24 protein-coding genes and 2 pseudogenes are annotated in these 23,557 nt (G+C 63.7%); 10 read left to right on the forward strand and 16 right to left on the reverse strand.

All coding sequences use genetic code 11. The annotated features are described in order from the left end of the window. Positions 1 to 21: 21 nt before the first annotated feature. Positions 22 to 402, forward strand: coding sequence for an avidin/streptavidin family protein (locus IVA98_RS26215; protein WP_247333055.1), 381 nt, complete (start codon positions 22 to 24; stop codon positions 400 to 402). 159 nt (positions 403 to 561) lie between these two features. On the opposite strand, the gene IVA98_RS26220 is transcribed toward IVA98_RS26215, so the two are convergent. The 3 genes from IVA98_RS26220 to IVA98_RS26230 form a co-directional block, all read right to left on the reverse strand. Then, positions 562 to 741 (reverse strand): hypothetical protein, encoded by a 180-nt coding sequence (locus IVA98_RS26220; protein WP_247279223.1) that lies wholly within the window; start codon positions 739 to 741, stop codon positions 562 to 564. A 178-nt stretch (positions 742 to 919) separates the two neighbouring features. Continuing rightward, positions 920 to 1,144: a DUF3606 domain-containing protein gene (locus tag IVA98_RS26225; RefSeq protein WP_247303160.1), complete on the reverse strand. Its 225-nt coding sequence runs from the start codon at positions 1,142 to 1,144 to the stop codon at positions 920 to 922. Positions 1,145 to 1,305: 161 nt separating this feature from the next. Beyond that, a complete protein-coding gene (locus IVA98_RS26230; RefSeq protein ID WP_247303163.1) occupies positions 1,306 to 2,736 on the reverse strand; it encodes a TAXI family TRAP transporter solute-binding subunit in 1,431 nt (476 codons plus the stop codon). 302 nt (positions 2,737 to 3,038) lie between these two features. Between IVA98_RS26230 and IVA98_RS26235 the strand changes: the two genes are divergently transcribed. From IVA98_RS26235 to IVA98_RS26250, 4 genes and pseudogenes are all read left to right on the forward strand, one after another. Further along, on the forward strand, positions 3,039 to 4,286 hold the full coding sequence (locus IVA98_RS26235) for an MFS transporter (protein ID WP_247355751.1): 1,248 nt from the start codon (positions 3,039 to 3,041) through the stop codon (positions 4,284 to 4,286). Positions 4,287 to 4,319: 33 nt separating this feature from the next. Next, positions 4,320 to 5,512 (forward strand): annotated as a pseudogene (locus IVA98_RS26240) (M20/M25/M40 family metallo-hydrolase). Positions 5,513 to 5,586: 74 nt separating this feature from the next. Continuing rightward, positions 5,587 to 6,675: a mandelate racemase/muconate lactonizing enzyme family protein gene (locus IVA98_RS26245; RefSeq protein ID WP_247303169.1), complete on the forward strand. Its 1,089-nt coding sequence runs from the start codon at positions 5,587 to 5,589 to the stop codon at positions 6,673 to 6,675. A 273-nt stretch (positions 6,676 to 6,948) separates the two neighbouring features. Beyond that, entirely contained in the window at positions 6,949 to 8,097 is a 1,149-nt protein-coding gene (locus tag IVA98_RS26250) for an amidohydrolase (RefSeq protein ID WP_247333054.1), read from the forward strand. A gap of 12 nt (positions 8,098 to 8,109) precedes the next feature. Here IVA98_RS26250 and IVA98_RS26255 read toward each other — a convergent pair whose 3' ends face one another. Continuing rightward, positions 8,110 to 8,328: a hypothetical protein gene (locus IVA98_RS26255; protein ID WP_247279216.1), complete on the reverse strand. Its 219-nt coding sequence runs from the start codon at positions 8,326 to 8,328 to the stop codon at positions 8,110 to 8,112. Positions 8,329 to 8,419: 91 nt separating this feature from the next. On the opposite strand from IVA98_RS26255, the gene IVA98_RS26260 reads away from it, so the two are divergent. Further along, positions 8,420 to 9,142, forward strand: coding sequence for a DUF72 domain-containing protein (locus IVA98_RS26260; protein WP_247303174.1), 723 nt, complete (start codon positions 8,420 to 8,422; stop codon positions 9,140 to 9,142). A 51-nt stretch (positions 9,143 to 9,193) separates the two neighbouring features. On the opposite strand, the gene IVA98_RS26265 is transcribed toward IVA98_RS26260, so the two are convergent. The 3 genes from IVA98_RS26265 to IVA98_RS26275 form a co-directional block, all read right to left on the reverse strand. After that, positions 9,194 to 9,373, reverse strand: a complete 180-nt coding sequence (locus IVA98_RS26265; RefSeq protein ID WP_247279214.1) for a hypothetical protein — start codon at positions 9,371 to 9,373, stop codon at positions 9,194 to 9,196. Further along, entirely contained in the window at positions 9,370 to 9,597 is a 228-nt protein-coding gene (locus IVA98_RS26270) for a hypothetical protein (RefSeq protein WP_524536413.1), read from the reverse strand. Before IVA98_RS26270 ends, IVA98_RS26265 begins: the two co-directional genes overlap by 4 nt. 279 nt (positions 9,598 to 9,876) lie before the next feature. Further along, positions 9,877 to 11,064 carry a CaiB/BaiF CoA transferase family protein gene (locus IVA98_RS26275; protein WP_247303176.1) on the reverse strand — a complete coding sequence of 396 codons (1,188 nt, stop codon included), beginning with the start codon at positions 11,062 to 11,064 and terminating at the stop codon, positions 9,877 to 9,879. A 247-nt stretch (positions 11,065 to 11,311) separates the two neighbouring features. Between IVA98_RS26275 and IVA98_RS26280 the strand changes: the two genes are divergently transcribed. Both IVA98_RS26280 and ftsH read left to right on the forward strand, forming a co-directional pair. Then, positions 11,312 to 11,587: a hypothetical protein gene (locus IVA98_RS26280; protein ID WP_247303177.1), complete on the forward strand. Its 276-nt coding sequence runs from the start codon at positions 11,312 to 11,314 to the stop codon at positions 11,585 to 11,587. Positions 11,588 to 11,832: 245 nt separating this feature from the next. Continuing rightward, positions 11,833 to 13,674, forward strand: a complete 1,842-nt coding sequence (gene ftsH, locus IVA98_RS26285; protein ID WP_247303178.1) for an ATP-dependent zinc metalloprotease FtsH — start codon at positions 11,833 to 11,835, stop codon at positions 13,672 to 13,674. Positions 13,675 to 13,694: 20 nt separating this feature from the next. On the opposite strand, the gene IVA98_RS26290 is transcribed toward ftsH, so the two are convergent. Then, positions 13,695 to 13,928 (reverse strand): hypothetical protein, encoded by a 234-nt coding sequence (locus IVA98_RS26290; protein ID WP_247303179.1) that lies wholly within the window; start codon positions 13,926 to 13,928, stop codon positions 13,695 to 13,697. Positions 13,929 to 14,393: 465 nt separating this feature from the next. Between IVA98_RS26290 and rpoH the strand changes: the two genes are divergently transcribed. Further along, positions 14,394 to 15,281 (forward strand): RNA polymerase sigma factor RpoH, encoded by an 888-nt coding sequence (rpoH, locus tag IVA98_RS26295; RefSeq protein ID WP_247303180.1) that lies wholly within the window; start codon positions 14,394 to 14,396, stop codon positions 15,279 to 15,281. 347 nt (positions 15,282 to 15,628) lie between these two features. On the opposite strand, the gene IVA98_RS26300 is transcribed toward rpoH, so the two are convergent. The 3 genes from IVA98_RS26300 to groES form a co-directional block, all read right to left on the reverse strand. Then, positions 15,629 to 15,964, reverse strand: a complete 336-nt coding sequence (locus IVA98_RS26300) for a hypothetical protein (RefSeq protein WP_247333053.1) — start codon at positions 15,962 to 15,964, stop codon at positions 15,629 to 15,631. An 88-nt stretch (positions 15,965 to 16,052) separates the two neighbouring features. After that, complete coding sequence (gene groL / locus IVA98_RS26305) at positions 16,053 to 17,672, reverse strand: chaperonin GroEL (RefSeq protein ID WP_247303182.1); 1,620 nt, start codon at positions 17,670 to 17,672, stop codon at positions 16,053 to 16,055. A gap of 36 nt (positions 17,673 to 17,708) precedes the next feature. After that, positions 17,709 to 18,023 (reverse strand): co-chaperone GroES, encoded by a 315-nt coding sequence (gene groES, locus IVA98_RS26310; RefSeq protein WP_247279209.1) that lies wholly within the window; start codon positions 18,021 to 18,023, stop codon positions 17,709 to 17,711. Between the two features lie 280 nt (positions 18,024 to 18,303). Between groES and IVA98_RS26315 the strand changes: the two genes are divergently transcribed. Further along, a complete protein-coding gene (locus IVA98_RS26315) occupies positions 18,304 to 19,191 on the forward strand; it encodes a VOC family protein (protein ID WP_247303184.1) in 888 nt (295 codons plus the stop codon). A gap of 185 nt (positions 19,192 to 19,376) precedes the next feature. Here the strand turns inward: IVA98_RS26315 and IVA98_RS26320 are convergent, their stop codons facing one another. From IVA98_RS26320 to IVA98_RS26340, 5 genes and pseudogenes are all read right to left on the reverse strand, one after another. Then, positions 19,377 to 20,033, reverse strand: coding sequence for a hypothetical protein (locus IVA98_RS26320; RefSeq protein ID WP_247355752.1), 657 nt, complete (start codon positions 20,031 to 20,033; stop codon positions 19,377 to 19,379). Between the two features lie 15 nt (positions 20,034 to 20,048). After that, positions 20,049 to 20,544: pseudogene (locus tag IVA98_RS26325) on the reverse strand (type II 3-dehydroquinate dehydratase). Positions 20,545 to 20,571: 27 nt separating this feature from the next. Continuing rightward, the gene (locus tag IVA98_RS26330) at positions 20,572 to 21,852 is read right to left on the reverse strand and encodes a TRAP transporter large permease subunit (protein WP_247355753.1); all 1,281 of its coding nucleotides are present in this window, start codon (positions 21,850 to 21,852) and stop codon (positions 20,572 to 20,574) included. Between the two features lie 34 nt (positions 21,853 to 21,886). Continuing rightward, positions 21,887 to 22,402, reverse strand: a complete 516-nt coding sequence (locus IVA98_RS26335) for a TRAP transporter small permease (RefSeq protein ID WP_247303188.1) — start codon at positions 22,400 to 22,402, stop codon at positions 21,887 to 21,889. A 20-nt stretch (positions 22,403 to 22,422) separates the two neighbouring features. Next, complete coding sequence (locus IVA98_RS26340) at positions 22,423 to 23,439, reverse strand: TRAP transporter substrate-binding protein (RefSeq protein WP_247303189.1); 1,017 nt, start codon at positions 23,437 to 23,439, stop codon at positions 22,423 to 22,425. Positions 23,440 to 23,557 lie beyond the last annotated feature (118 nt).

A 23,557-nucleotide genomic window follows, 5' to 3' on the forward strand; every position in this document is an offset into this window, starting at 1 on the left:
GACGAGCGTAGGAGAACCGGCATGGGAACCGAGATGGCCTGGGTCGGCAATTGGCGAAATCAATTCGGCTCCATCTTGCGCATCACTGATGATGCGAACGGCCGCATCGAGGGGAATTTCGAGACCGCGCTCGAAGACAGCGGCTTTTACGGGCAAGCGGTGCCGATCACCGGGTTTCACAAGGGCAATTGCATCGCCTTTGTCGCGGTGGGCTCGTCTGCGACGGGCGACCGGGCCGTCTCCTACACCGGACTGTTGCGTCACGGAAAGATGGAGACCGCCTGGGTCGTGATTGCAGACCAAGCGCTGAGCGCCTCCAGCGAGGGCGAGCCGGCGAAGCTGAAAGCGGTGAATTGGTGGCGCGCCGTGACAACGAACGTCGATACATTCGAACGGAGCTAGCGCTCAGCCCCGGATCCGACGATCCTGGCCGACAAATGACCCGACGGTGCCCCAAACGGTGCGCACATGTTCGATCTCGCGCCGAACGATGCACGGCTGCCGCCGCCGCCGCCAAGCCCGATCTCCACGCATCGAGCTAAATCCCCACCAGCGGCAGGGCTAGCGCGGCGTGATCTCATTGACGGCAGCAATCTGCAGCCCAGCCCCGTTCAGCGCTTCAGTGATCTGCTTGGCCAGCAGCTTGGCTTCTTCCGCTCCGATTTGGGCGTCAGGATGTCCCTTGAAGAACGCACAAATCGTCGTGGCTATGATGGTATTCACCTGGTGCGGATCAACCATTTGCTGCACGCGAAATTGCGAACGATTTCACCGGATCGGCGGTGCGTCAGCCTGCAGGACCGAGACCGTCATCGCAAGCCAAAGAACGAAAGAATGGCCGCGATCACAACGACTAGGCCTATGAGGTAAATCAGGCCGTTCATAGCAATTCTCCTTTTTCGACGGGATGACTCGAAATTTATTCGAGGGTCGTGGGCGCGTTCTTGGCATTACACTGCTGAACGGTGAGCTTTTCGAGCTCCACTTCCTTCTCTATGGCTGTTAGAGAGTTGCCGATCTTGTCGACGATCCTGACCAGATCGGTAGCTGAGATGCGAAGCCGCCTGCGTACAGACTTGACCTGCTCTGCGTTCGCAAGATCGAGCGTTGTGCGAATGGGCCGTGGCGGTTTTGAGGACAGCATGAGTAGGTCTCCTGACCGAGGTAAGAGCGACGATGTCTTTTTGGTTCCTGCGTCCGCCGACCGGAAGGCCACTCAAGAAGGGAAGTGAGTACGGCGAGGCGGCGAATGGCAGCCGTCGCAGGCGCCGCGGAGCCCGCTACGACAGGTTCAGATGGCTGCCCTTATCCGCGCGGCGTGACGCCATGGCTTGTTGCCGCGCCGCGAACGGTTTCGAAGCTAGCCCGTTGCAGCGCGGCTCGCCTCTCGGCAATGGCATTGCTCAAGAGGTCGAGCACCAGCCCGAATGCCGCGAGCTCCTCTTCCTCGATAGCACCGTCATCGTAGCACTCGAGCGTCTCGGCGATGATGGCATCGGCCTCACGCTGCAGGGCCAGTAGTTCCTGGTTGGATTCCGCGGTCCGCGCGCTGGAAACCATGGCCAGGATTCTCTTGCGATGGCTGGTGTTATCCTCCCTTTCGTCGCGGTTCAAATAGCGGCGCAACCAGGCGGCGGCCGAGCCGATTCCGGAGAGAAGCAGGAGCCCGAACCAGAAGTAATCGCCATAGCGATCGAGGAAGGTGCGTTCATTGCCGTCAATGACGGCGGCCGCTCCCCGATGTACCTGCAGCTCGGAGTCCTTCTCGAGGTCCGGCTTGGTGATGTGTGCCGCACCGGGGACCTGCCTCGCAATCGCCTGACGAACGGCAAAGAGCTGCCGGAAAAACGCGGCGACCGTCGTTTCGGGCAAGCTCTTTCTCGCCACGATGAGGTGGCTGACGCTGACCGTCTCAACTTTGTCATCCGGCCAAGCCGGATCCGCATTGAAGACGCTGGGCGGAATCTCCTCGGATTCATAGCGGGGGTGCTTCAGGGCGATCGCTTCCGATGTCTCGATGGGGAGAAACTTCGGCTCGCCGCGCACCCGCGCCGTTGCGGCCACCGCATCGGATGTGATCTTGCTGTCGAGGGGCCCGACCGCCATGAATGCATCCAGGGTGAGATCGCGTGCTAGTTCCTCGATTTGGTCAGTGCCAAATTGCGCCACCGCGACCTTGTCCGCCTGTACTCCGGACGCGCTCAGGATGACCCGCAGCAACGCGGCGTTCACCGGGGTCCGCCCGATCACGCCGACACGGCGTCCGGCGAGATCGGCGACTTCCTTGATTTTCGGCGAGGGTTTTCTTTTGGAGTTCTTGCCGGCAAGTCCAGACGGCGCCCATAGCACGACGAAATTCTTACGCACGACTGCAACGGTCTGCGCCTCGGCGGGCATTTCCAGATCGCCGCGGCCGACGGCAAGATCTGCCTTGCCCGCTCCAAGCAGGGCGAGAGACTCCACCGCCCCTTCGGTCTTGATCGGAGCCAGCCTGATCGTTCGGCTTTCGCTGCCGAAGGCATCGGCCATCGCCTGAATTGTTTTGTAGTCGTCGCTGCCCGGCGGTCCAACGGCGATCCGCAGAATGTCCGGCCGTAACGCATAATAGAGTGCACCCGCCGCGACGCCAAAAACAAGAAATCCAACGGCGAGGACCAACAGTAACGAATTGCTCCTTCTCCGCTCTCGGCGGGCCGCGTCGCTGGTCGTCTGACTTGGACTCTCGGACGAAGACATTGCCGCTGCTGCCGCAGATCATGGCGCTTCCTGCCTGGCAGGATACCACGTTTTTCCCGAGTATAACGTCCTGGCGTCCGTCCTGGTTCACAAACCGTCCGCAGCCTGAACGCCTGCCAAGCGCGTCGGCGTGACGGCCGGCGCTCGGCAAGCGCCATGCTGATTGCCGGCTGTCTGCACCTGGTCATTTCGCGCGGTGATCCAGAAGCCACATTCGGGAATGAGGGGGTCCCGCTGCCGCCATTGGCGTCCGCCCGACGATCATGTACGCCGATCTGAAACCTTCCAGGGACGGGACGCTCATGACGACCGCTGCCACGGATGACGCGGGAGATGGCACCCGCGCGCTGATCTTCGCGCTGCTCGCGCTCGCCTGCGGGCACATGCTTTCCACGTTGCTGCGCACGATTCCTGCGGTCAGCCTCGACCTGATGGCGGCGGATTTCCATATCGAGCCGCAGGCGCTCGCCAGCCTCACCTCGGTCTATCCTTTCGCTTTTGCCGCGGCGCAGATCCCGGTCGGGGCGGCGATGGACCGCTTCGGTGTGCGCCCCGTTTCGCTCAGCCTGCTCGCGGGTACCGTGATCGGCGCCATCGCGTCGGGGTTTGCGGCCGGACCTGCGAGCTTTGCCGTCGGGCAGGTGCTGCTCGGCGTTGCCACCTCGGGCATGCTGATGTGCCCGATGACGCTGGCGGCCAAGCAATTGTCGGCAAGTCGCTTCGGCCTATGGTCTGGCGCGATCCTCTCGATCGGCAATATCGGCATGCTGTTGTCGTCGAGCCCGCTCGCCTTCGTGGTCGACACTTGGGGCTGGCGCGCCGGGTTCTGGATCTCCGCGGCTGGCGGCGTCGCGGTGGCGCTCGCCGTGGTCGCGCTGGTGCCGCACCAGGCGGCCGAGCACAAGGACGAGTCCTCGCCGCTGTCGCAGATGATCGAGGTGCTCCGGCTCGGACTGTCGCGGCCCCTGCGCGGCCTGATCGCACTGGCGCTGGTGTCGCTGGCGACCTCGCTGGTGCTGCGCGGCCTGTGGGGCGGTCCGTGGCTGATGCAGGTCAAGGACCTGTCGCGGGTCGAAGCCGGCAACCAGCTCGGCGCGTTCACGCTGGCGATGATCGCCGGCCCGCTGTGCATCGGTATGATCGACCGCAGGCTGGGCCGCCGCCGCGCGCTTGTGGCAGGCACGCATATGGTCGGGGCGCTGTTGTTGGCGCTGATGGCGTTGGGGGCACCGCATTACGCGGTCTCCGTGCTGTTCGGCCTTCCGATGATGCCGCCGCAATACGATCTCGTGCTGTTCGTGCTCATTGGCCTTGCGACCTCTGCGCAGCCGCTGCTGTTCGGCATGTCCCGGCAGCTGGTCGATGCGCAGACAGCGGGCAAGGCGCTCGCAGCCGTGAACCTCGCGTTCTTTCTCGGCGCGGCCTTGATGCAGTCGGTCACCGGTGCGGTGGCGGCGCTCGCCGGGCTGCCGGCGGTGCTGCTGTTCATGGCTGCCATGCTCGCATTCGGCGTGCTGATCTTCTTGGCTTACACCGCGCCAAGCCCATAGGATGACGCGCCCCGCTCGCCAAAGGAATCATTCATGCCTGTCGACACCAAAGCCGCCACCGACCGCCTCATGCGCTTCCTCTCTGTCGAGGGCGTGACGGGACAGGAGGCGGCGATCGGGCGTGAGCTCGCGGCCGCGCTGAGGGAGAGCGGCGTGCCGGCGAAGGCGATCCGGCTCGACGTGCCAACACGCGCATTCCCGTGCCGACCGAGACCGGCAACCTCATCGTCGACCTGCCCGGCCGCGGCGCGCTGCACAACCAGCCACGCATCATGTTCATGACCCACATGGACACCGTGCCGCTCTGCGCCGGCGCCAAGCCGAAGAAATCGGGGCGCAAGATCGTGAACGAGGCCAGGACCGCGCTCGGCGGCGACAATCGCTGCGGCTGCGGCGTGCTGGTGACGCTGGCCGCGGAGCTTGCCAAGCAGAAGCTCGATCATCCGCCGATCACGCTGCTGTTCTGCGTGCGCGAGGAGAGCGGGCTCTACGGCGCGCGCCACGTCAAGCTCGACGAGCTCGGCGCGCCGGTGATGGCATTCAACTATGACGGCGGCTCGGCCTCCAACGTCGTCATCGGCGCGGTCGGCGCCGACCGTTGGACCGTCGAGATCTTCGGCCGCGCCTCGCATGCCGGCGTCGCGCCGGAGCGCGGCATCTCCTCGACGATGATCATGGCGGTCGCACTTGCCGAGGTGAAGGCCGGCGGCTGGTTCGGCAAGGTGGTGAAGGGCAAGCGGCAAGGCACCAGCAATGTCGGTCCCGTCACCGGCGGCGAGGGCCGCCCCGCCGGCGATGCCACCAATGTGGTCACAGACTACGTGCATGTGCGCGGCGAGAGCCGCAGCCACGACGGAAAATTCTTCAAAGAGATCACCAGGTCCTACAAGGCCGCGTTCGAGAAGGCCGCCAAGAAGGTCACCAACGCGCAAGGCAAGTCCGGTCGGGTCAAATTCAAGGCCGAGACCGACTATTATCCGTTCCGCATGAAGGAGAGCCTGCCCGTGGTCAAACGCGCGATCGCGGCGGTGTCCGCGATCGGCGGAACCCCGAACGTCCGCGCCGCCAATGGCGGCCTGGATGCCAACTGGATGGTCCGCCACGGCATTCCGACGGTGACCTTCGGCGCCGGCCAGAACGAGGCGCACACCATCGACGAGTGGATCAATCTTGACGAATACGACCGCGCCTGTGCGCTGGCCGTGCAGCTCGCGACGATGCGGTGAGCTGCCTTGCACGGTGCGCGCTTGCGGGGGCGCGCACATCGCCCTAGCCTGCGTGAAAAGCGCAGGAAGGAAACATGGCACGCATCGCGACGATCGAGACCGGACTGTTCCGGATCCCGCTGCCCGTTACGCTCTCCGATTCCATGCATGGCGAGATGGCGGCGTTCGAGCTGATCACCTGCCGCATCCGCGATGCTGACGGTGCCGAAGGCGTGGGCTACACTTACACGGTCGGACGCAATGGCGGGGCGACTGCGGATATCCTCAAGCGCGAAATTGCACCGCTCATCGAGGGCCGCGAGGCGGAGGACACCGAGGCGATATGGCATCATGTCTGGTGGGCCCTGCACTATGGCGGCCGCGGCGGGCCGGTGGTGCTGGCGCTCTCCGCGCTCGACATCGCGCTGTGGGATCTGAAGGCGCGGCGCGCGAAGCTGCCGCTGTTCCGTCTGCTCGGCGGTTTTGACGCTGCCGTGCCGTGCTATGCCGGCGGCATCGACCTCGATCTTTCCTTGGAGGCGCTGCTCAAGCAGACCGACGGCAATCTCGCCAAGGGATTTCGCGCCATCAAGATGAAGGTCGGCCGGCCCGACCTGAAATCCGACATCGCGCGCGTCTCCGCGATGCGACAACATCTCGGCGACGGTTTTCCGCTGATGGCGGACGCCAATATGAAATGGACCGTCGAGGAGGCCATCCGCGCCGCCCGCGCGCTTCAGCCCTTCGACCTCACCTGGCTCGAGGAGCCGATCATCCCCGATGACGTCGCAGGCCACGCGCGGATCATGCAGGAGGGCTGTGTGCCGATCGCAGCGGGCGAGAATCTGCGTTCGCTGTGGGAGTTCAAGAACTACATCGCCAATGCCGCGGTGTCCTATCCCGAGCCCGACGTCACCAATTGCGGCGGGGTGAGTGCGTTCATGAAGATCGCGCGGCTGGCGGAGGCCTTCAACCTGCCCGTCACCAGCCACGGCGCGCATGACATCACCGTGCATCTGCTCGCGGCCTGCCCGAACCGCTCCTATCTGGAGGCGCATGGTTTCGGGCTCGACGCCTATATCGAGCATCCGCTGGTGCTGAAGGACGGCATGGCACTGGCGCCGGATCGTCCCGGCCACGGCGTCGGTTTTGACTGGAAGGGGCTGGCGAAGCTGGCGGCGTAGGGCACAATCGCGGCCGCGAACGAGGTGCGCTCCCTCTCCCGCTTGCGGGAGAGGGTTGGGGAGACAACCCCCCAGGCGAAAGAACCCTCACCCGGCGCTAAGCGCCGACCTCTCCCGCAAAGGGGAGAGGTGAAGTGGAGCCCGCGCCACGATTGCTCCATCACCAATCATGCCGTTCATCGTTGCTGCACGCGTGCTATTCCCCCCTGCTAGATGCGTGGGTCGCAAACTTCGATATGATGGCGACAACCGACATCACTCAAGAGCCCTGCCTTGACACCCGAGCTGCACCAGAAACTGACCGCGTGGCGCCGCCACCTGCATGCGCATCCCGAATTGTCCCTGCAGGAGAAGGAGACCTCTGCCTTCGTGCAGGACAGGCTCACCGAGCTCGGCATTTCCTTCGTCTCAGGCATTGGCGGCCACGGCATCGTCGCGACGTTGATGCGCGGGCATGCGCAGAGGCGCGTCGGCCTGCGCGCCGACATGGATGCGCTGCCGATCACCGAGGACAGCGGCCTGCCCTACGCCTCAAAAACTCCCGGCGTGATGCATGCCTGCGGCCATGACGGGCATACCGCCTCGCTGCTCGGCGCAGCAGCACTGCTCGCCGCCGACACCGATTGGAGCGGCACGGTGGATTTCATCTTCCAGCCGGCCGAGGAAGGCTTTGGTGGCTCGCGCGCGATGGTCGCGGCCGGGCTGTTCGACCGCTTTCCGATGGAGCGGGTGTTCGGCTTTCACAACTGGCCGGGCCTTGCGGCCGGCACCATCGCGGTGCATGACGGCGTCGTCATGGCCTCGGGCGGGCGCATCACCATCACCATCGAGGGCCATGCCGGACATGCCGGCATGCCGCATCTGACGCGCGATCCGGTGGTGGCGGCCGGCCATCTGATCGTGGCGCTGCAATCGATCACCTCGCGCAGCGTCGATCCGCTCGACACCGCAGTGGTCTCGCTCTGCACCATCGAAGGCGGCACCGCGCCGAACCAGATCGCCGGACGCGTCGTGATCCGCGGCACGCTGCGGTACCATCGCGACGCGGTCAAGGACACCATCCTCGAGGGGATCGAGCGCACCTGCGCCGGGATTGCGACGAGCTTCGGCGTCACGGTCACGCCCGAGATCGTCTGGGGTGTGGGTGTGGTGATCAACACGCCGGCCGAAGCGGAGCTTGCTCGCATCGCCGCGGAGAAGGTGCAGGCTCCCGTGCGGCGCGACCTCGCGCCCAGCATGGCCGGCGAGGACTTTGCATTCTATCTCCAGCAGCGGCCGGGCGCCTTCGTCTGGATCGGCAACGGGGACTTGCGGGACGGTGCGGAGCTGCACGGCCCGCGCTACGATTTCAACGACGCGATCCTCCCCGTCGCATCTGGCTGGATGGCCGAGGTCGCCAAGATGGCGCTGGCGTCGAATTAGGCGCGGGCCTATTCAGGAGATCTCGCGCGGCAGCTTCCAGTCCGGCCGCGGCTCGCAAACCTCTTCCACCCGCTCGACATGATAGCCGGCAGGCAGCAGCCGGCCGCCGCCCTCCTCGTCGGCGACCGGGACGTCGGTCACCAATCCCTCGATCAAGGCGGCCTCCCACACCTCTTTCTCGGTCGGAAAGGGATCCCCGATCTGCTTGTTGCCTTCGAACAGCGCGTACATCGGTTCGGTCCTGCGTTGATCAAGCTCACGAGCAACGTATCGGCCGCGCGGACGTTCCCTCCGGCAAATGGCAACGGATGGCACGTGAAACATGGCGCGCGTTCTGATCGGCACCTCCGGCTGGCACTACGATTCCTGGCGAGGACCGTTCTTTCCCGAAGGCCTGCCGCTGAAGCAGCAGCTTGGCTACTACGCCGGACAGTTCGATACCACCGAGCTGAACGGCGTGTTTTACCGCACGCCGACGCCGGAAGCGGTGAAGGGGTGGCGCGAGCAGACCGGCCGCGATTTCGTCTTCGCCTGGAAGGCGTCGAAATTCATCACGCATTGGAAGCGCCTGTCGGACCGCTCCGTCAACAGCCTCGAGCTGATGGAGGATCGCATCTCACGGCTGGGCGGCAAGGCCGGCCCGATCCTGTTCCAGCTTCCGCCGCAATTCGAGGCGAACGCGGACCGCCTCGCCGCCTTCTTCAAGCTGTTGTCGAGGAAACGGCGCTACAGCTTCGAATTCCGTCATCCGAGCTGGTACCAGCCGCGCATCCTGCGCATGCTGGCCGACGAGAACATCTCGCTGTGCCTGTCGGATCATCACGATGCGCCGGCGCCCTGGAAGCGCACGGCGGATTTCGTCTATGTGCGCGGACACGGGCCGAGCGGGCGCTATCACGGGCACTATACCAAGGCCATGCTGGCGCAATGGGCGCGACGTATCAAATCGTGGAAGCGGCAGGGCTGCGACGTCTATGTTTATTTCGACAATGACCAGAAGAGCGCGGCGCCGGCGGATGCCCGGGCGTTGAAGCAATTGCTGTAGCGCCCGGCCACACTGCGCTGCACCTGATTGTCGCTACACCAGCGTGGGACCTCATGCCGCCGATCGCTGGGGGACACCGTCTTGCAGCGTCTCGAGCAGGCGCTGCTCTCGCTCGATCCGGCTCCGATAGAGCTGGCGCTCGCTTTCGGTCTTCGCGCTGGCCAGCAGCAGGCGATAGTGCTGGATCACCTTCTCGCTGCCGCGGATGAGGAGGTTGCGGACGTCGCTCATCGTTCCGCTCCCATCGCGGCGGAAGCCGATTGCATATTCGGCAGCGTGAACGCGGCGGGAAAAACATCGGCGGCAAGCGCCTCGAGCGCGGCCTGCTCTTCGGCGAGCCGTCGGTCGATGAACTGGCGTTCGATGTCTGAGAGCTTCGTCTTCAGCAGGCGCCGATAGCGCTGGAGGTTGCTTCGGTGCGCACGAATGCGGGCCAGATCCTGGTCGAGCATCATCGTCACTCCTGACGGTCTTTCCACGGTCCTCTTGATTTCGATATATCGAAAGACGGTTCTTCCGGCGTGAAAAATATTCCGGCTTGTCACGCTGTCAAGATGCTCCTTCGCCGCTCCCCGCCTCGTTCCGTTTGTCCGCCGGACGCGAGCGTCCGCGATCGATTTTTTTGCTCCCTCCTTGCAAGACCTTTGCGCCGCTCTAACCGGTTTTTCGCCGCGGAGTGTTCAGTGGCGGGCGTGCTCGCAGCCTTCGGATCGGCTGCGCCCTCCTGTCATGGTCTAGATGACGCCATCTCGCCGAAGCGCCGCGATCGCGGCCCCATCGTAGCCGAGCTCGGTGAGGACGAGATCGGTGTGCTCGCCCAGCGTCGGCGGGCGCGTTGCGATTTCGCCCGGCGTCTCCGACAGCCGCACGGCGGCGCGGGCGGTCGGTGCCGGCTTCGGCAGGCCCGGATAGTCGACGTCCTGCATGAAGCCGGCGGCGCGAATGTGCGGGTGGTCCAGCGCCTGTTGCGGGCTGAGGACAGGTCCGGTCGGAATCATGGCCTGGCCCAGGGTGTCGACCGCCTCCTGCGTGGTGCGCTCGGCGCACCAGCGCGCCATCCGCTCGCTGATGACGGGGCCGTTGTTGCCGCGGCTGATGTCGTCGGCAAAGCGCGGGTCGTTCAGCCACAGCTCCTCCTCGCCCATCAGCCTCGCCCAGCGCTTGAACAGCGGCTGACCCGTGACCTGGCACAGCACCCAGCCGTCCTTGGTGCGGTAGATGTCGGCTGGCGCCGCGGTCTGGCCGAGGTTGCCGGTCGGCACGCGATTGACGTTGATGACGGCCTGCTCGATCAAGGTGGCATTGGTGAAGGACAAAGCGGTTGCGAGCAGCGCGCCCTCGACGATCTGCCCGCACCCGGATTTGCCGCGCTCGATCAGCGCGGCAAGCGTTCCGAACGCGCAGTGCAGCGCCGTGCCGAAATCGACCCAGTTCACCGCGGCCCGATACGGCGGATCGCCTGCGCCGGTCATGTACACCGCCCCCGACATCACCTGCCCCACGCCATCGAAGCCGACCCGGTCGGACCAGGGCCCCGGCCCGCCGAACGCGGTCGCCGTGGTCAGAATGATGTCGGGCTTGATCGTCTGCAACGACGCGTAGTCGAGCTTCATCGCGCGCAGGGTCTGCGGCGGCAGATTGGCGACGACCACGTCCGCGGTGACAACCAGGCGGCGCATCACCTCCTGCCCCTCCTCCTTCATCGGATCGAGCGTGATGCATTTCTTGTTGCGGTTGATCTGGAGAAACAGCGCGCCTTCGCCATCTTCGCCGACCGGTGCCACGAAGCGATCCTCGCTGCCGTCGCGCTTTTCGACGCGAATGACCTCGGCGCCGAATTCGGCCAGCAATGTCGCGCAATAGGGCCCCGCGATATAGCGCCCGAAATCGAGCACGCGGACGCCTTGCAGAACTCCTCCCATCGATCGCTTCCCCCCTGATATTTGCGCTCCAAACTACAGCGGCTGGCCGCCACGGCAAGGGAGGCCGAGCACGTTCGGCAGTGCGACCAAACGTCGGATCCGCAAAGGAGCAGAAAGCACGAGACTTGAACTCGCCCCGGCCAATCCTAAATTTTGATGCTGCCGGGCCGCGTGTTCGGCAAAACGGAACTCATGCAGAGGATTGGGAAGCCCGCGCTTTCGCGGGCGCGTAGTCGAGGGAAGTCACATGAGAAAGCTTGCTCTTGCAATCGCCGCGGCAGCAACGCTCCTCATCGGAACGGTTGCGCCGGCTTCGGCCCACTGGCGAGGCTATCATCACTGGGGTGGTCCAGGCATCGGTCCGGCCGTCGCGCTCGGCCTGTTCACCGGAGCATTGGCTGCCGCGACTGCACCGCCGGTTTATTATGAGCCGGTCTATGGTCCGCCGGTCTATTATGGACCCCGATACTATCGGACCGTCCGCTATTATCCGGCGGCGTATCCCTATTGGTATCCCTGGTGAGCTGAGATAAGGCCCGGCCTGCAACCGGGCCTTATCGCTATCTTACGTCGCCATGCCTGAACACGCCCCTGCGGATGCGAGTACCTCTCACCGCGAGCGCAGTTGGTCTGCCAGGAACAGATGGCGGCGGGAAAAGTTCTGTCGGTACGATGCAGGTCCGGATGCGTACCGGGCCCAAACGAGCGCGCTAAAAAACGCGCCTCGAGGCTACCCGGCTGCGCAACAATATCGCACCTGGCTTTCGCATGAACAAGAATGTCCGCTTCAATCTTGGGTATGCTGTCGCCGCAATCTTCGCGGTCTTCTTGATCCAGCACCTGATCTCCGCGGCCCACCAGATAGCCGTGATCCCCTTTAGCGAATACCAGCAGCTCCTGCGTCAGGGGAAGGTCGATAGCGTGGGCATCTCCGACCGCACCCTGCAGGGCACGCTGAAGGAGCCGCTGCCGGGCGGCCAGAAACAATTCGTCACCACGCGTGTCGACCAGGACGTTGCGCAGGAGCTGGAGAAATACAACGTCCGTTTCACCGGGCAGATCGAGAGCACGTTCCTGCGCGACCTTTTGTCGTGGGTCATGCCCGTGCTGCTGTTCTTCGGCCTGTGGTGGTACATCGGCCGCCGCATGGCGGAAGGCGGCGGGATCGGCGGCGGATTGATGGCCATCGGCAAGAGCAAGGCCAAGGTCTATGTCGAGTCCAATACCGGGGTCACCTTTGCCGACGTCGCCGGGGTCGACGAAGCCAAGGACGAGCTTCGCGAGGTCGTCGATTTCCTGAAGAACCCGACCGATTATAGCCGCCTCGGCGGCCGCATGCCGAAAGGCGTGCTTCTGGTCGGCCCGCCGGGCACAGGCAAGACCCTGCTGGCCAAGGCCGTCGCCGGCGAGGCCAGAGTGCCATTCTTCTCGATCTCGGGTTCGGAGTTCGTCGAGATGTTCGTCGGCGTCGGCGCCGCGCGTGTGCGGGACCTGTTCCAGCAGGCGCATGAGAAGGCGCCGGCCATCATCTTCATCGACGAGCTCGATGCGCTTGGCCGGGCCCGCGGCATCGGCCCTTTCGCCGGCGGCCATGATGAGAAGGAGCAAACGCTCAACCAGCTGCTCGTCGAGCTCGACGGTTTCGATTCGCGCTCCGGGCTCGTCATCCTCGCCGCCACCAACCGGCCCGAAATCCTCGATCCCGCCTTGCTCCGCGCCGGACGCTTCGACCGGCAGGTGCTGGTCGACCGGCCCGACAAAAAGGGCCGTATAGAGATCCTCAAGGTGCACATGAAGAAAGTGCGGCTGGCGGCAGGCGTCGATGCGGACGCCGTTGCCGCGCTCACCCCGGGTTTCACGGGTGCGGACCTCGCCAATCTGGTCAATGAAGCGGCGCTGCTGGCGACGCGCCGCGCGGCTGATGCGGTGAGCATGAGTGACTTCAACAATGCGGTCGAGCGCATGGTCGCCGGCCTCGAAAAACGCAATCGCCTGCTCAACGCCAAGGAACGCGAGATCGTCGCCTATCACGAGATGGGGCACGCCCTCGTCGCGCTGTCGCTGCCGGGGACGGATCCCGTGCACAAGGTCTCGATCATCCCGCGCGGTGTGGGCGCGCTCGGCTACACCATTCAGCGACCGATCGAAGACCGCTTCCTGATGACCAAGGAGGAGCTGGAGAACAAGATGGCGGTGCTGCTCGGCGGCCGCGCCGCGGAGCTGATCGTGTTCGGACACCTGTCCACCGGTGCGGCCGACGATCTGCGGCGCGTGACCGACATCGCCCGCAGCATGGTGACGCGGTACGGCATGTCCGAGAGACTGGGCAGCGTCGCCTATGAACGCGATCCCGGCAACTTCCTTGCCGGCGCCGACCGTCCCTATCCGGTTCGCGAGCGCGACTATGCGGAAGAAACTGCGGCCGCAGTCGACCGCGAGGTGAAAGCCATTGTCGATCAAGTCTTCCAGCGCACCCAGGGCATCCTGAACACGCGGCGGCCGATCCTGGACCGCGCCGCGAAGAAGCTTTTGGAACGGGAGACACTGGAGCAGAGCGATATCGATGCGCTGATCCACGAAATGCCCAAGGAGGGGCTGCGTGCGATTTGACCTTCATGGCGCAAGACAGCTCAAGTAGGCCGCTTCCGCCTGACCTCTGTTGATAATTCGATCATCTTCCCATTTGGCGGCGAGCCGTTCGAGAGGAGCGGCGAAGGCGAGCCTCCGCTCTTCGGCGCCTCGATCTCTATGCCGGGCTCGGCATGCCTGGCGTGCCATTCGATCAAGAGATGGCCGGCCACCAACATCACGCCGGCGCAGAACAGCGCAAGAGCCGCGCTGACAAGATCACGATAATCATCCATCCCACTAACCAGACATGCGCACCAGGCGAAGGGGGCCAACCGACCTGCCGGGCACGCGAATGGCATTCGCAGAACTCCACCACGTGCGTGGACCAAATTGGAACGAAGGCCTCAGGTTTCAAGAGGCTGTCTGCATCGGAGAAGGGGCAGGCCGCTCCTTTGCCAGTTTCAGCATGCAACATTCAAGTCGGAACCTTCCGCCGATTTTCAAATTCTAAATGCGTCCACCGGCCCGAGAGCGTCTGGGTGCCAAGTTCGGGCTCAGCGAGTGAGGCTGGTGGTGATTCTGACCATCTTGCTCGATTGAGGATTTGGACATGAAACCTGCCTGCGCTACGACCGCGCGGCCCGCCAAAATCGCCGCGCTCCCAGCTCTGCCGCTTTCGGCGCTTCTTCGCCACTCCCACATTGATCAGCAGCGCGCCCCCGATCGGCGCGAACGATGTTCGTGAGGGGGGGTGCGCGATGTTACTTGCCTCATCACTTCCCGCGATCCATTCCGAAGGCGGGCTATCCCGCTACCTAAAGGAGATCCATCGATTTCCGCTGCTCGAAGCGTCGGAAGAAGCCGAATACGCCCGGCGCTTGCGCGATTGCGGCGATCGTGACGCGGCCTATCGGCTGGTGACGAGCCACCTGCGGCTGGCAGCCAAGATTGCGCTGCAGCATCGCCGCTACGGCTTGGCAATCGCCGACCTCATCTCGGAGGCTAACGTCGGACTGATGCTCGCCGTCAAGCGGTTCGATCCGGAGAAAGGCTTCCGGCTTGCGACTTATGCCTCCTGGTGGATCAGGGCATCAGTGCAGGAATTCATCCTGAGATCATGGTCGCTGGTCAAGCTGGGCACCACCGCGGCGCAGAAGAAGCTTTTCTTCAATCTCCGCAAGCTGAAGCGCAGGCTTGGCATGGCCGAGGATGGCGATCTGCGCGCCGACCAGCTCAGATATATCGCCGATAGTCTCGAGGTGAAGGAGGACGACGTGGTCGAGATGAATGGCAGGTTGCGCGGCGACATCTCGCTCAACGTGCCGCTCAGCGTCGAGACAGAAGGCGATGAATGGCAGGATCGTCTCGTGGATCCCTCCCCCGATCCTGAAAGTCTGCTGCTGGAAGCAGCCGATCGTGAACGAAAGAAAGCTGCCCTCACGGACGCCATTGCTGCCCTGTCGCCACGGGAGCGCAGCATCATCGAAGCACGATTTTTGGACGAGCCGCACAAGACGTTGGACGCGCTCGCCGGCAAGTTCGGCATCTCGCGCGAGCGAATCCGCCAGATCGAGCAGCGCGCGTTGCAACGGATCAAGGCGAAGGTCTGCGCGGCCCTGGCCGATCCGACCCTTGCGATACATTAGATGAGCGCGAAACGGATGCTGATCGGCCAAGGCCGATCAGCATCCTCTGCAGATGTCGGGGACGATACGTTCCGCAGAAAAGTCAGCGCTTCTGCGCCCATTCTGGCGCACTTTTTCAGCATTGCTCCGAGACGTTGCAACGGAACTGGTAGCGAGCTGCCGGGCGGGCTCGGCCGAAATCCGCGCCTCTGCGCGCGGAGAGTCCGCCTCTTTGGCCTGAAGCGCATTGAGCATCCCCAACAAGGCAATGGCAGCGATAACGCCTCTCATCTCTGATCATCCTCCTTTCGGTTCGCGGCAGTGAGCGGCCGCGTGACGTCCGGAGCGGCCGGCCGGCCGCTCCGCTGTCAGCTCATGGCAGGCTGTGTTCGGACCCGATCCGGCGGCGCGAGATCGAGCCGGATGCCTGATGGTCCCAGGACCGGCGACAGCAATGTATCCACCTTCATGGTTGCATTGGCCCGCTCCCAATTCTGCCAGGGCATCGTGTCCAGGTACAGGATCGGCGGCAACGCGAGCTGTTCGAAACTGTCTGGCGCGTTCCTGACAGAACCGGGACTTTCGGCGCCGTAGGCCGCAAAGGGCACGAGGGAAAGGCCGGCACCAACGGCCAGCGCGGCGAGGTGCCGCAGCATTGTTCGGGCGTTCTCCGCGCGAGCGGAGAACGTACGATCCTTGATCATCTCATCCTCCTATCGTTCGAAAACAGATTCAATCGATCGTGACAGCTCATGGAGAACGAGCCCGGCCGCTGGGCCGGGCTCGCTCGTCTCAGAAGTCCATCGCGGGAGCGCTTGCCGCTTCCGTCTTCTTCGGCTGGTCGGCGACCAGCGCTTCGGTCGTGATGAGCAGCGAAGCAACCGAGGCCGCGTCCTGCAGGGCCGTGCGCACCACCTTGGCAGGATCGATCACGCCGGCCTGCACCATGTCCTGGTACTCGCCGGTCGCCGCATTGAAGCCCCAAGTGTAGGTCTGGTTCTCGAGGAGCTTGCCGACGATGACGGAGCCGTCCTCGCCTGCATTCTGCACGATCTGACGAGCCGGCACCTGGATTGCGCGACGCACGATATCCACGCCGGCCTTCTGGTCGGCATTGGCGGTGTTGACGCCCTCGAGCGCCTTGAGGGAGCGCAGCAGGGCCACGCCGCCGCCAGGCAGAATGCCCTCCTCGACCGCGGCCCGGGTCGCATGCAGCGCGTCGTCGACGCGGTCCTTGCGTTCCTTCACCTCGACCTCGGTCGCGCCGCCGACGCGGATCACCGCGACGCCGCCGGCGAGTTTGGCCAGCCGCTCCTGGAGCTTCTCGCGGTCGTAATCCGAGGTGGTTTCCTCGATCTGGGTCCTGATCTGCTGGCTTCTCGCCTCGATGTCCTTCTTGGCGCCGGCCCCGTCGACGATCGTGGTGTTCTCCTTGTCAATGACGACCTTCTTGGCGCGGCCCAGCATCTTCACCGAGACGTTCTCCAGCTTGATGCCGAGATCTTCGGAGATCACGGTGCCGCCGGTGAGGATCGCGATGTCCTCCAGCATCGCCTTGCGGCGGTCGCCAAAGCCCGGCGCCTTGACGGCGGCAACCTTCAGACCGCCGCGCAGACGGTTGACGACCAATGTCGCCAGCGCCTCGCCCTCGACCTCCTCTGCGATGATCAGCAGCGGCTTGCCCGATTGCACGACCTGTTCGAGCAGCGGCAGCATCGTCTGCAGGCCCGACAGCTTCTTCTCGTGGATCAGCACATAGGGGTCTTCGAGCTCGACCCGCATCTTCTCCGGATTGGTGACAAAGTAGGGCGAGACGTAGCCGCGATCGAACTGCATGCCCTCGACCACCTCGAGCTCGGTGTGGAGGCTCTTGGCTTCTTCGACCGTGATCACGCCCTCATTGCCGACCTTCTGCATGGCCTCGGCCAGGAAGCGCCCGATCTCGGTATCGCCATTGGCGGAAATGGTGCCGACCTGGGCAATCTCGTCGTTGGAGGTAACCTTCTTGGCGTGCGATTTGAGGTCCGTCACGATGGCATCCACGGCAAGGTCGATGCCGCGCTTGAGATCCATCGGGTTCATCCCGGCGGCGACTGCTTTGGCACCCTCCTTGACGATGGCCTGCGCCAGCACAGTCGCCGTCGTGGTGCCGTCTCCGGCAAGATCATTGGTCTTTGACGCGACCTCGCGCACCATCTGTGCGCCCATATTCTCGAACTTGTCCTCCAGTTCGATCTCCTTGGCGACGGTGACGCCATCCTTGGTGATGCGCGGCGCACCGAACGACTTTTCGATGACGACGTTGCGTCCCTTTGGACCGAGCGTGACCTTCACCGCATTCGCCAGTGTATCGACGCCCCGCAGCATGCGCTCGCGGGCCTCGGTCGCGAACTTCACGTCCTTGGCAGCCATTTTTGCAAACTCCTTTCCGTTCGATGACTGTCAGTGTTACGCCGCCTTCTTCAGCGTGCCGGCCTGTTCGACCACGCCGAGAAGATCGCTTTCCTTCATGATCAAGAGCTCCTCGCCGTCGATCTTGACCTCGGTGCCCGACCATTTGCCGAACAGCACCCGGTCACCGACCTTGACGTCGAGCGGCACGAGCTGGCCTTGCTCGTTACGCGCCCCCGGCCCAGCGGCGATGATCTCGCCCTGCTGCGGCTTCTCCTTGGCGGTGTCGGGAATGATGATGCCGCCGGCGGTCTTCTCCTCGGCATCGATGCGGCGCACGAGCACACGGTCGTGCAACGGGCGGAAATGCATGCACATCCTCCTTGCTAGGTTCAGCGATGTCCAAAATCCGGGTCCGGAACCGGCCCCCGGGCGGCAAACGACCTAGGAACAAAGCGATCTTTGTTCAAGGGGGCTCCGCAAAAATTTTTCCCCCGTCACACGCCGGCGCCTGCTCGCACGGTGCGGCCTGCAGCGACTGGCGACCCCAGCAAGGCTTGGCAATGGACATGATGCCCGTGCGCGAACAATTTCGACTGGCGGAGAAGTTTGCTCTAATATGAACTCCGTGCCCCAGCCAGTGCCCCCATCCATGCCGCAGCCATTCGATCGCTCCAAGGAAGATCTCGGCAACGCGATCCATTTCGAGCACGTCAACATCCAGGTCCCCGATCAGCGCCTCGCCACCCTGTTCTACGTGGCAGGACTCGGGCTGACCCGCGATCCCTATCTGATGGTGTCGGACACCAACATGTGGATCAACGCCGGACGGAGCCAGTTTCATTTGCCGAGCGGCAGGCCGCAGGTGCTGCGCGGCCATGTCGGGCTGGTCATTGCCGGCCGCGAGGCGCTGCTCGCGCGGCTGGCTTCGGTCGCCAAAAAGCTAGAGGGCACCGCGTTCACCTTCGCCGAGCGCAACGACCATGTCGAGGCGGTTTGTCCATGGGGCAACCGCTTGCGCTGCTACGAGCCCGACGCCGCGCGCTTCGGGCGCATCGCGCTCGGGATTCCCTATGTCGAGTTCGACGTGCCGGTGGGATCGGCAACCGGCATCTGCGCGTTCTATCCTGAAGTCCTGGGCATGCCCGCCGACTTGCGAAACGGCGAGGGCAAGGTGGCCGCGGTGAAGACGGGCCGCGACCAGCACCTGTTGTTCCGCGAGACCGATCGGCCGCAGCCGGACTATGACGGCCACCATGTCCAGTTCTACATCACCGACTTCTCCGGTCCCTATCGCAAGCTCCTGGCCCGCGATCTGATTTCCCGCGAGGACAATCAATACCAGTACCGGTTTTGCGACATCGTCGACCTCGATAGCGGCAAGCGCCTCTTCACCGTCGAGCACGAGGTGCGCAGCGCGACCCACCCGATGTTCATGCGGCCGATGGTGAATCGCAACCCGGCGCTGACCAACCGGAACTATGCTTACGGACATGACGAGGCGGCCTGGGCGATGGGGCCGGATCAGTATGAGGGATAGGCTAAGCCTGCCGCATCATTGCCCACGGCGTAGCGCCTGCGCAGCAGGCGTACCGTTGCGGCAAGGACAGAATCACGCCGCTGCGCGCGCCGATCGCCACCTCTCCTGAAGGAGACACCACGCGCGCGCCATCGCCTATCCATCCTGGTGTCAGGCCGTTGGTTGCGAACGCCCGCTCGACCGCATCAGCTGAAATCCGCGATACGCGCATCGAGTGCGAAAATGCCTTGGTAAATTTCCGGATTCCCAAGGCGGCCAACGACATCAGGCGCCAGTTCGGCGGCCTTGTGCCAAGCGGCCTGGAGCGCCGTCTCGTCGAGAGCCTCGACCATCAGCAGGCCGGCAAAAATGCCTTCGCTCGTCCGCATACCCTTTTCGACCGTCGGAACTGAGGTCCGATCCTGATCCGTCGCACCGATCTGAACGGCGACCACGTCGTCGCAACCGGCAATGGCATTGGCAAACCCTGCCGGATCGTCCGGAGGCCGGTCGATCCGCAGCACCATCGCGGTGCCGCCTTCGCCGCGTCCGGCGCGAACTGTCACATTGCCCCCGCCGCGAACGAAATTGCCCAGCCGGGGCATGATGCGCCGCGACCAGGGCGTCGGTGAATTGAGGCGCGCCAGATAGGCCGGACCGTCCAGGACGTCAGGCGTTTCGAGCTCGTACAAGATGAAGAAGCGGTTGATATCGGCGCGCGACGCGCGGAAGACACGGCAGGCGAGAAAGCCCCGCGTCGTCACACGTTCCGTCGTATGCTCGCGGGTCAGCCAATGCCGATAATCTGTCAGGTCCTCAGACGCGATATCGCTCCAGATTGCCAGAAATCCCGCGCCGCGCATCCGCTCCTCCCTGCTCTACGCCTTGCTCCTCGGCTTCAAGCCGTGCAATGCAGCCGGACGCGCCATCGGGCAATCGTCCGAGCCGCTGAACGGCCGCCAGAATGGCGGCGATATAGCCGTAAGGACCAAGCCCGCAGATCACGGCCGTCGACGCGCTGGACGTGATCGAATGCCGGTGCAGCTCATCGCGGGCGTGAATGTTGGAGATGTGCACTTCGATCGTGGGGCCATCGAAGATCTTCAAGGCATCGATCAAAGCAATCGAAGTGAACGAGAACGCCGCCGGGTTCATGATAATCGCATCCGCGTTGCCACGAGCCGATTGGATCAGGCCGACGAGCTCACCTTCGATATTCGATTGATGAAACGACAGCGAGACATCAAGGAGCCCGGCGAGCTCCAGGCAGCTTGCCTCGATTTCGCCAAGCGTCGTTGAGCCATAGATGTGTGGCTCCCTGATGCCGAGGAAATTGAGATTGGGGCCGTTCAGGATCATGATCCGGGTGGCCATGGGGCCGCTCCTTTCGACAGGATGTGACTAGCCACCGAACCATTTTGCCGGCTCCGTGACCAATTGGGGGAAAAGCACCATCAGAAGCAACACGGCGAGTTGCGCGATCAGGAAGGGCCAGACGCCCTTGATGACGTCCTCCATGCTGATCCGCGAGACGCCGCAGACGACGTTCAGCACGACGCCCACTGGCGGCGTTATCAGGCCGATCGCATTGTTGATGATGAACAGCACGCCAAAATAGACTGGATCGATCCCGGCCTGCTTGACGATCGGCATGAGGATCGGCGTCAGGATCAGGATAGTCGGCGCCATATCGAGCGCGGTGCCGACGATGACGACGAGGATCATGATCGCGAGCATCAACAGCGTCGGGCTGCCCATGAACGGGTGCACGAGATCGACGACCTGGGTCGCGATCTCGGCTACCGTGATGAGCCAGGACGAGACCAGCGCTGCCGCGACCAGAAACATCACGATGCTTGTGCTGAGCGCCGCCGAGACCATCACCTCGTAGAGCTGCGAGAGGTTCAGCTCCCGGTAGATGCAGGTGGCGACGAATAACGCATAGACCGCCACCACGACTGCCGCTTCGGTCGGCGTGAAAATGCCGAAACGCAAACCGACGACGACGATGACCGGCAGCATCAGCGCCCAAAATCCGTCGGACACCGCTTTCGCTATCTCACGAAAGGACTTGCGCGGCGGGCTTTCGATGTTCTCGTCACGGGCGACCCACCACCACGCAACACAAAGGCCGAGGCCGAGCAGCAGCCCGGGCACGATGCCGGCGAGAAACAGCTTCGAGATCGACACGCCGCCGGCGACACCGAACAAGACGAAGCCGATGCTCGGTGGGATGACAGGTGCGATGATCCCTCCCGCCGCGACCAGCCCGGCCGCGTACATCTTCTTGTGGCCTGCCGCGACCATCATCGGGACCAGCAGGGCGGCCAGCGCCGCAGCATCCGCCGCCGCCGATCCGGACAGCGAGGCGAGCGCGCAGGATGCCAGGATCGCGACATAGCCGAGCCCGCCCCGCACGTGGCCGACGACCGCGAACGCGATGTCCACGATTCGCCTGGCAAGCCCGCCCTTGTTCATGATTTCGCCGGCAAGCATGAAGAACGGTACCGCCATCAGCGGGAAACTGTCAGCGCCGTTGATGATGTTCTGCGCGACGATCTGGGAGTCGAATATGTCGAGGAAGTGCATCAAGGCGATGCCGCAGACGATCAGCGCAAACGCGATCGGCATGCCCAGCGCCATGGCGCCGAGGAGCGAGACTGTGAAGACGACAATCGTCATGGTGCAATCCGGCCGAGAACAGGGCTTGCGGAGCTCAGCTGTGCCCGTCGCTTTCCTTCACGGCAATGAGGTCTTCGCCGCTCGCCGCGCCGGTGACGACCTGGAAGAGATCGTAAGCGAGAATGGTGGCCGCCGAGACGCCGAAGACGAGCCCGGACGAGTAGAAGAAAAGCCCGACCGAGATACCCGACGCCGGCGCGGTGTCGCCGAAGGTCAGAACGGCTTGCTTCCAGCTTCCGAGCGTCAGCAGCCAATCGGCATAGAGCATCAGGAGGTAGCTGACCACGAAGCAGAGAATCCTGCCTCGCGGCGGCAGCGCACGCACGAGCGTATCGACGCCGAGATGTGCGTGCTGGCGCAGTGCGACGATGGCGCCGAGAAAGGTCAGCCACACCAGGAGCCAGCGCGACAGCTCCTCGGATACCGCGATACCCGAATTGAAGATGTAGCGCAGCACCACGTTGCTGAAAACGAGCACGACCATCGCAGCAAGGCAAACGGCGACCGCTGCCTTCAACACCTCGCAATAAGCGTCGAGGACCTTTGCCATTCGCTTTACCTACCGCCTCGTCACTTGATCGCGCTGCGAATGCGCGCGAGCTCGGCGTTGAAGAGCTTCACCTTGCCCGGATCGTATTCGCTGGAGAACTTCTCGATGACGGGCTTCACCGCCTCCTGCATCCGCGCATATTCCGCCGGCGCGATCTCGTTGAACTGCATGCCCTTGGCCTTCAGCTCGCCGAGCGCCCGATCGGCGGCGAGTTTGGTCTGCTCGCGCTGATACTGGACCGTCTCCGCGTAGGTGTCGCGGAACATCTTCTGCTCCTCGGGCGAGAGCTTGTCCCAGAACTTCTTGCTCACGATGATGATGTTCTGGGTGAACGTGTGGTTGGTCGCCGAGACGTATTTCTGCACCTCGTAGAATTTGTTGGACAGGATGACGCTGTAGGGATTTTCCTGACCGTCGACCGTCTTGTTCTCGAGGGCGGTGTAGAGCTCGCCGAACGCCATCGGCACCGGGTTGGCCTTGAAGGCCTTGAAGGTCTCCAAATAGACCGGGTTCGGAATCACACGCAGCTTCAGGCCGGCGAGATCTTCGAGCTTCGCCACCGGCCCTCTGCTGTTGGTGACGTTGCGGAAGCCCAGCCCCCAATAGCCGAGCGCGATCAGGTCCTTCTCGGGCAGGAGGTCCATCATCGTCTTGCCGAACGGTCCATCGGCAAGTGCGGTCGCCTGGTCGAAGGTGGCGACGCTGAAGGGGAAATCGAACAGGCCAAGATCCTTGACGACGCTGGCGAGCGAGGTGGTCGACGCCGAGAAGATTTCCTGGGTGCCGCCGCGGACGGCCGATTGCTGCTGCAATTCGTTTCCGAGCTGGGACGCGGCAAATTCGCGAATCTTCAGCTTGCCCCCGCTCTTGGCGGCCAGGACCTCGGCAAATTTCTGCACGCCGAGGCTGACGGGGTGGTCGGTGTTGTTGAGGTGCCCCCAGCGGATCGTCCGCTCCTGCACCTGCGCAACCGCAGGTAGCACGGCGAGAACTGCCCCCACCGCGATGACGGCCCAGCCCAGCATTTTCCTCTGCATGCCCACCTCCCTCGATCACGCCGCGATCTGAGGCCGCGGCTTATTGGGGAGCATAAACATAGGGTATTATCGGAGTCAAAGTATGAAATCACTTTCATCATATGAATTTCGAATTATC

The sequence above is a fragment of the Bradyrhizobium sp. 160 genome, from assembly GCF_023073735.1.
In the GTDB taxonomy this organism is placed as follows: Bacteria; Pseudomonadota; Alphaproteobacteria; order Rhizobiales; family Xanthobacteraceae; genus Bradyrhizobium.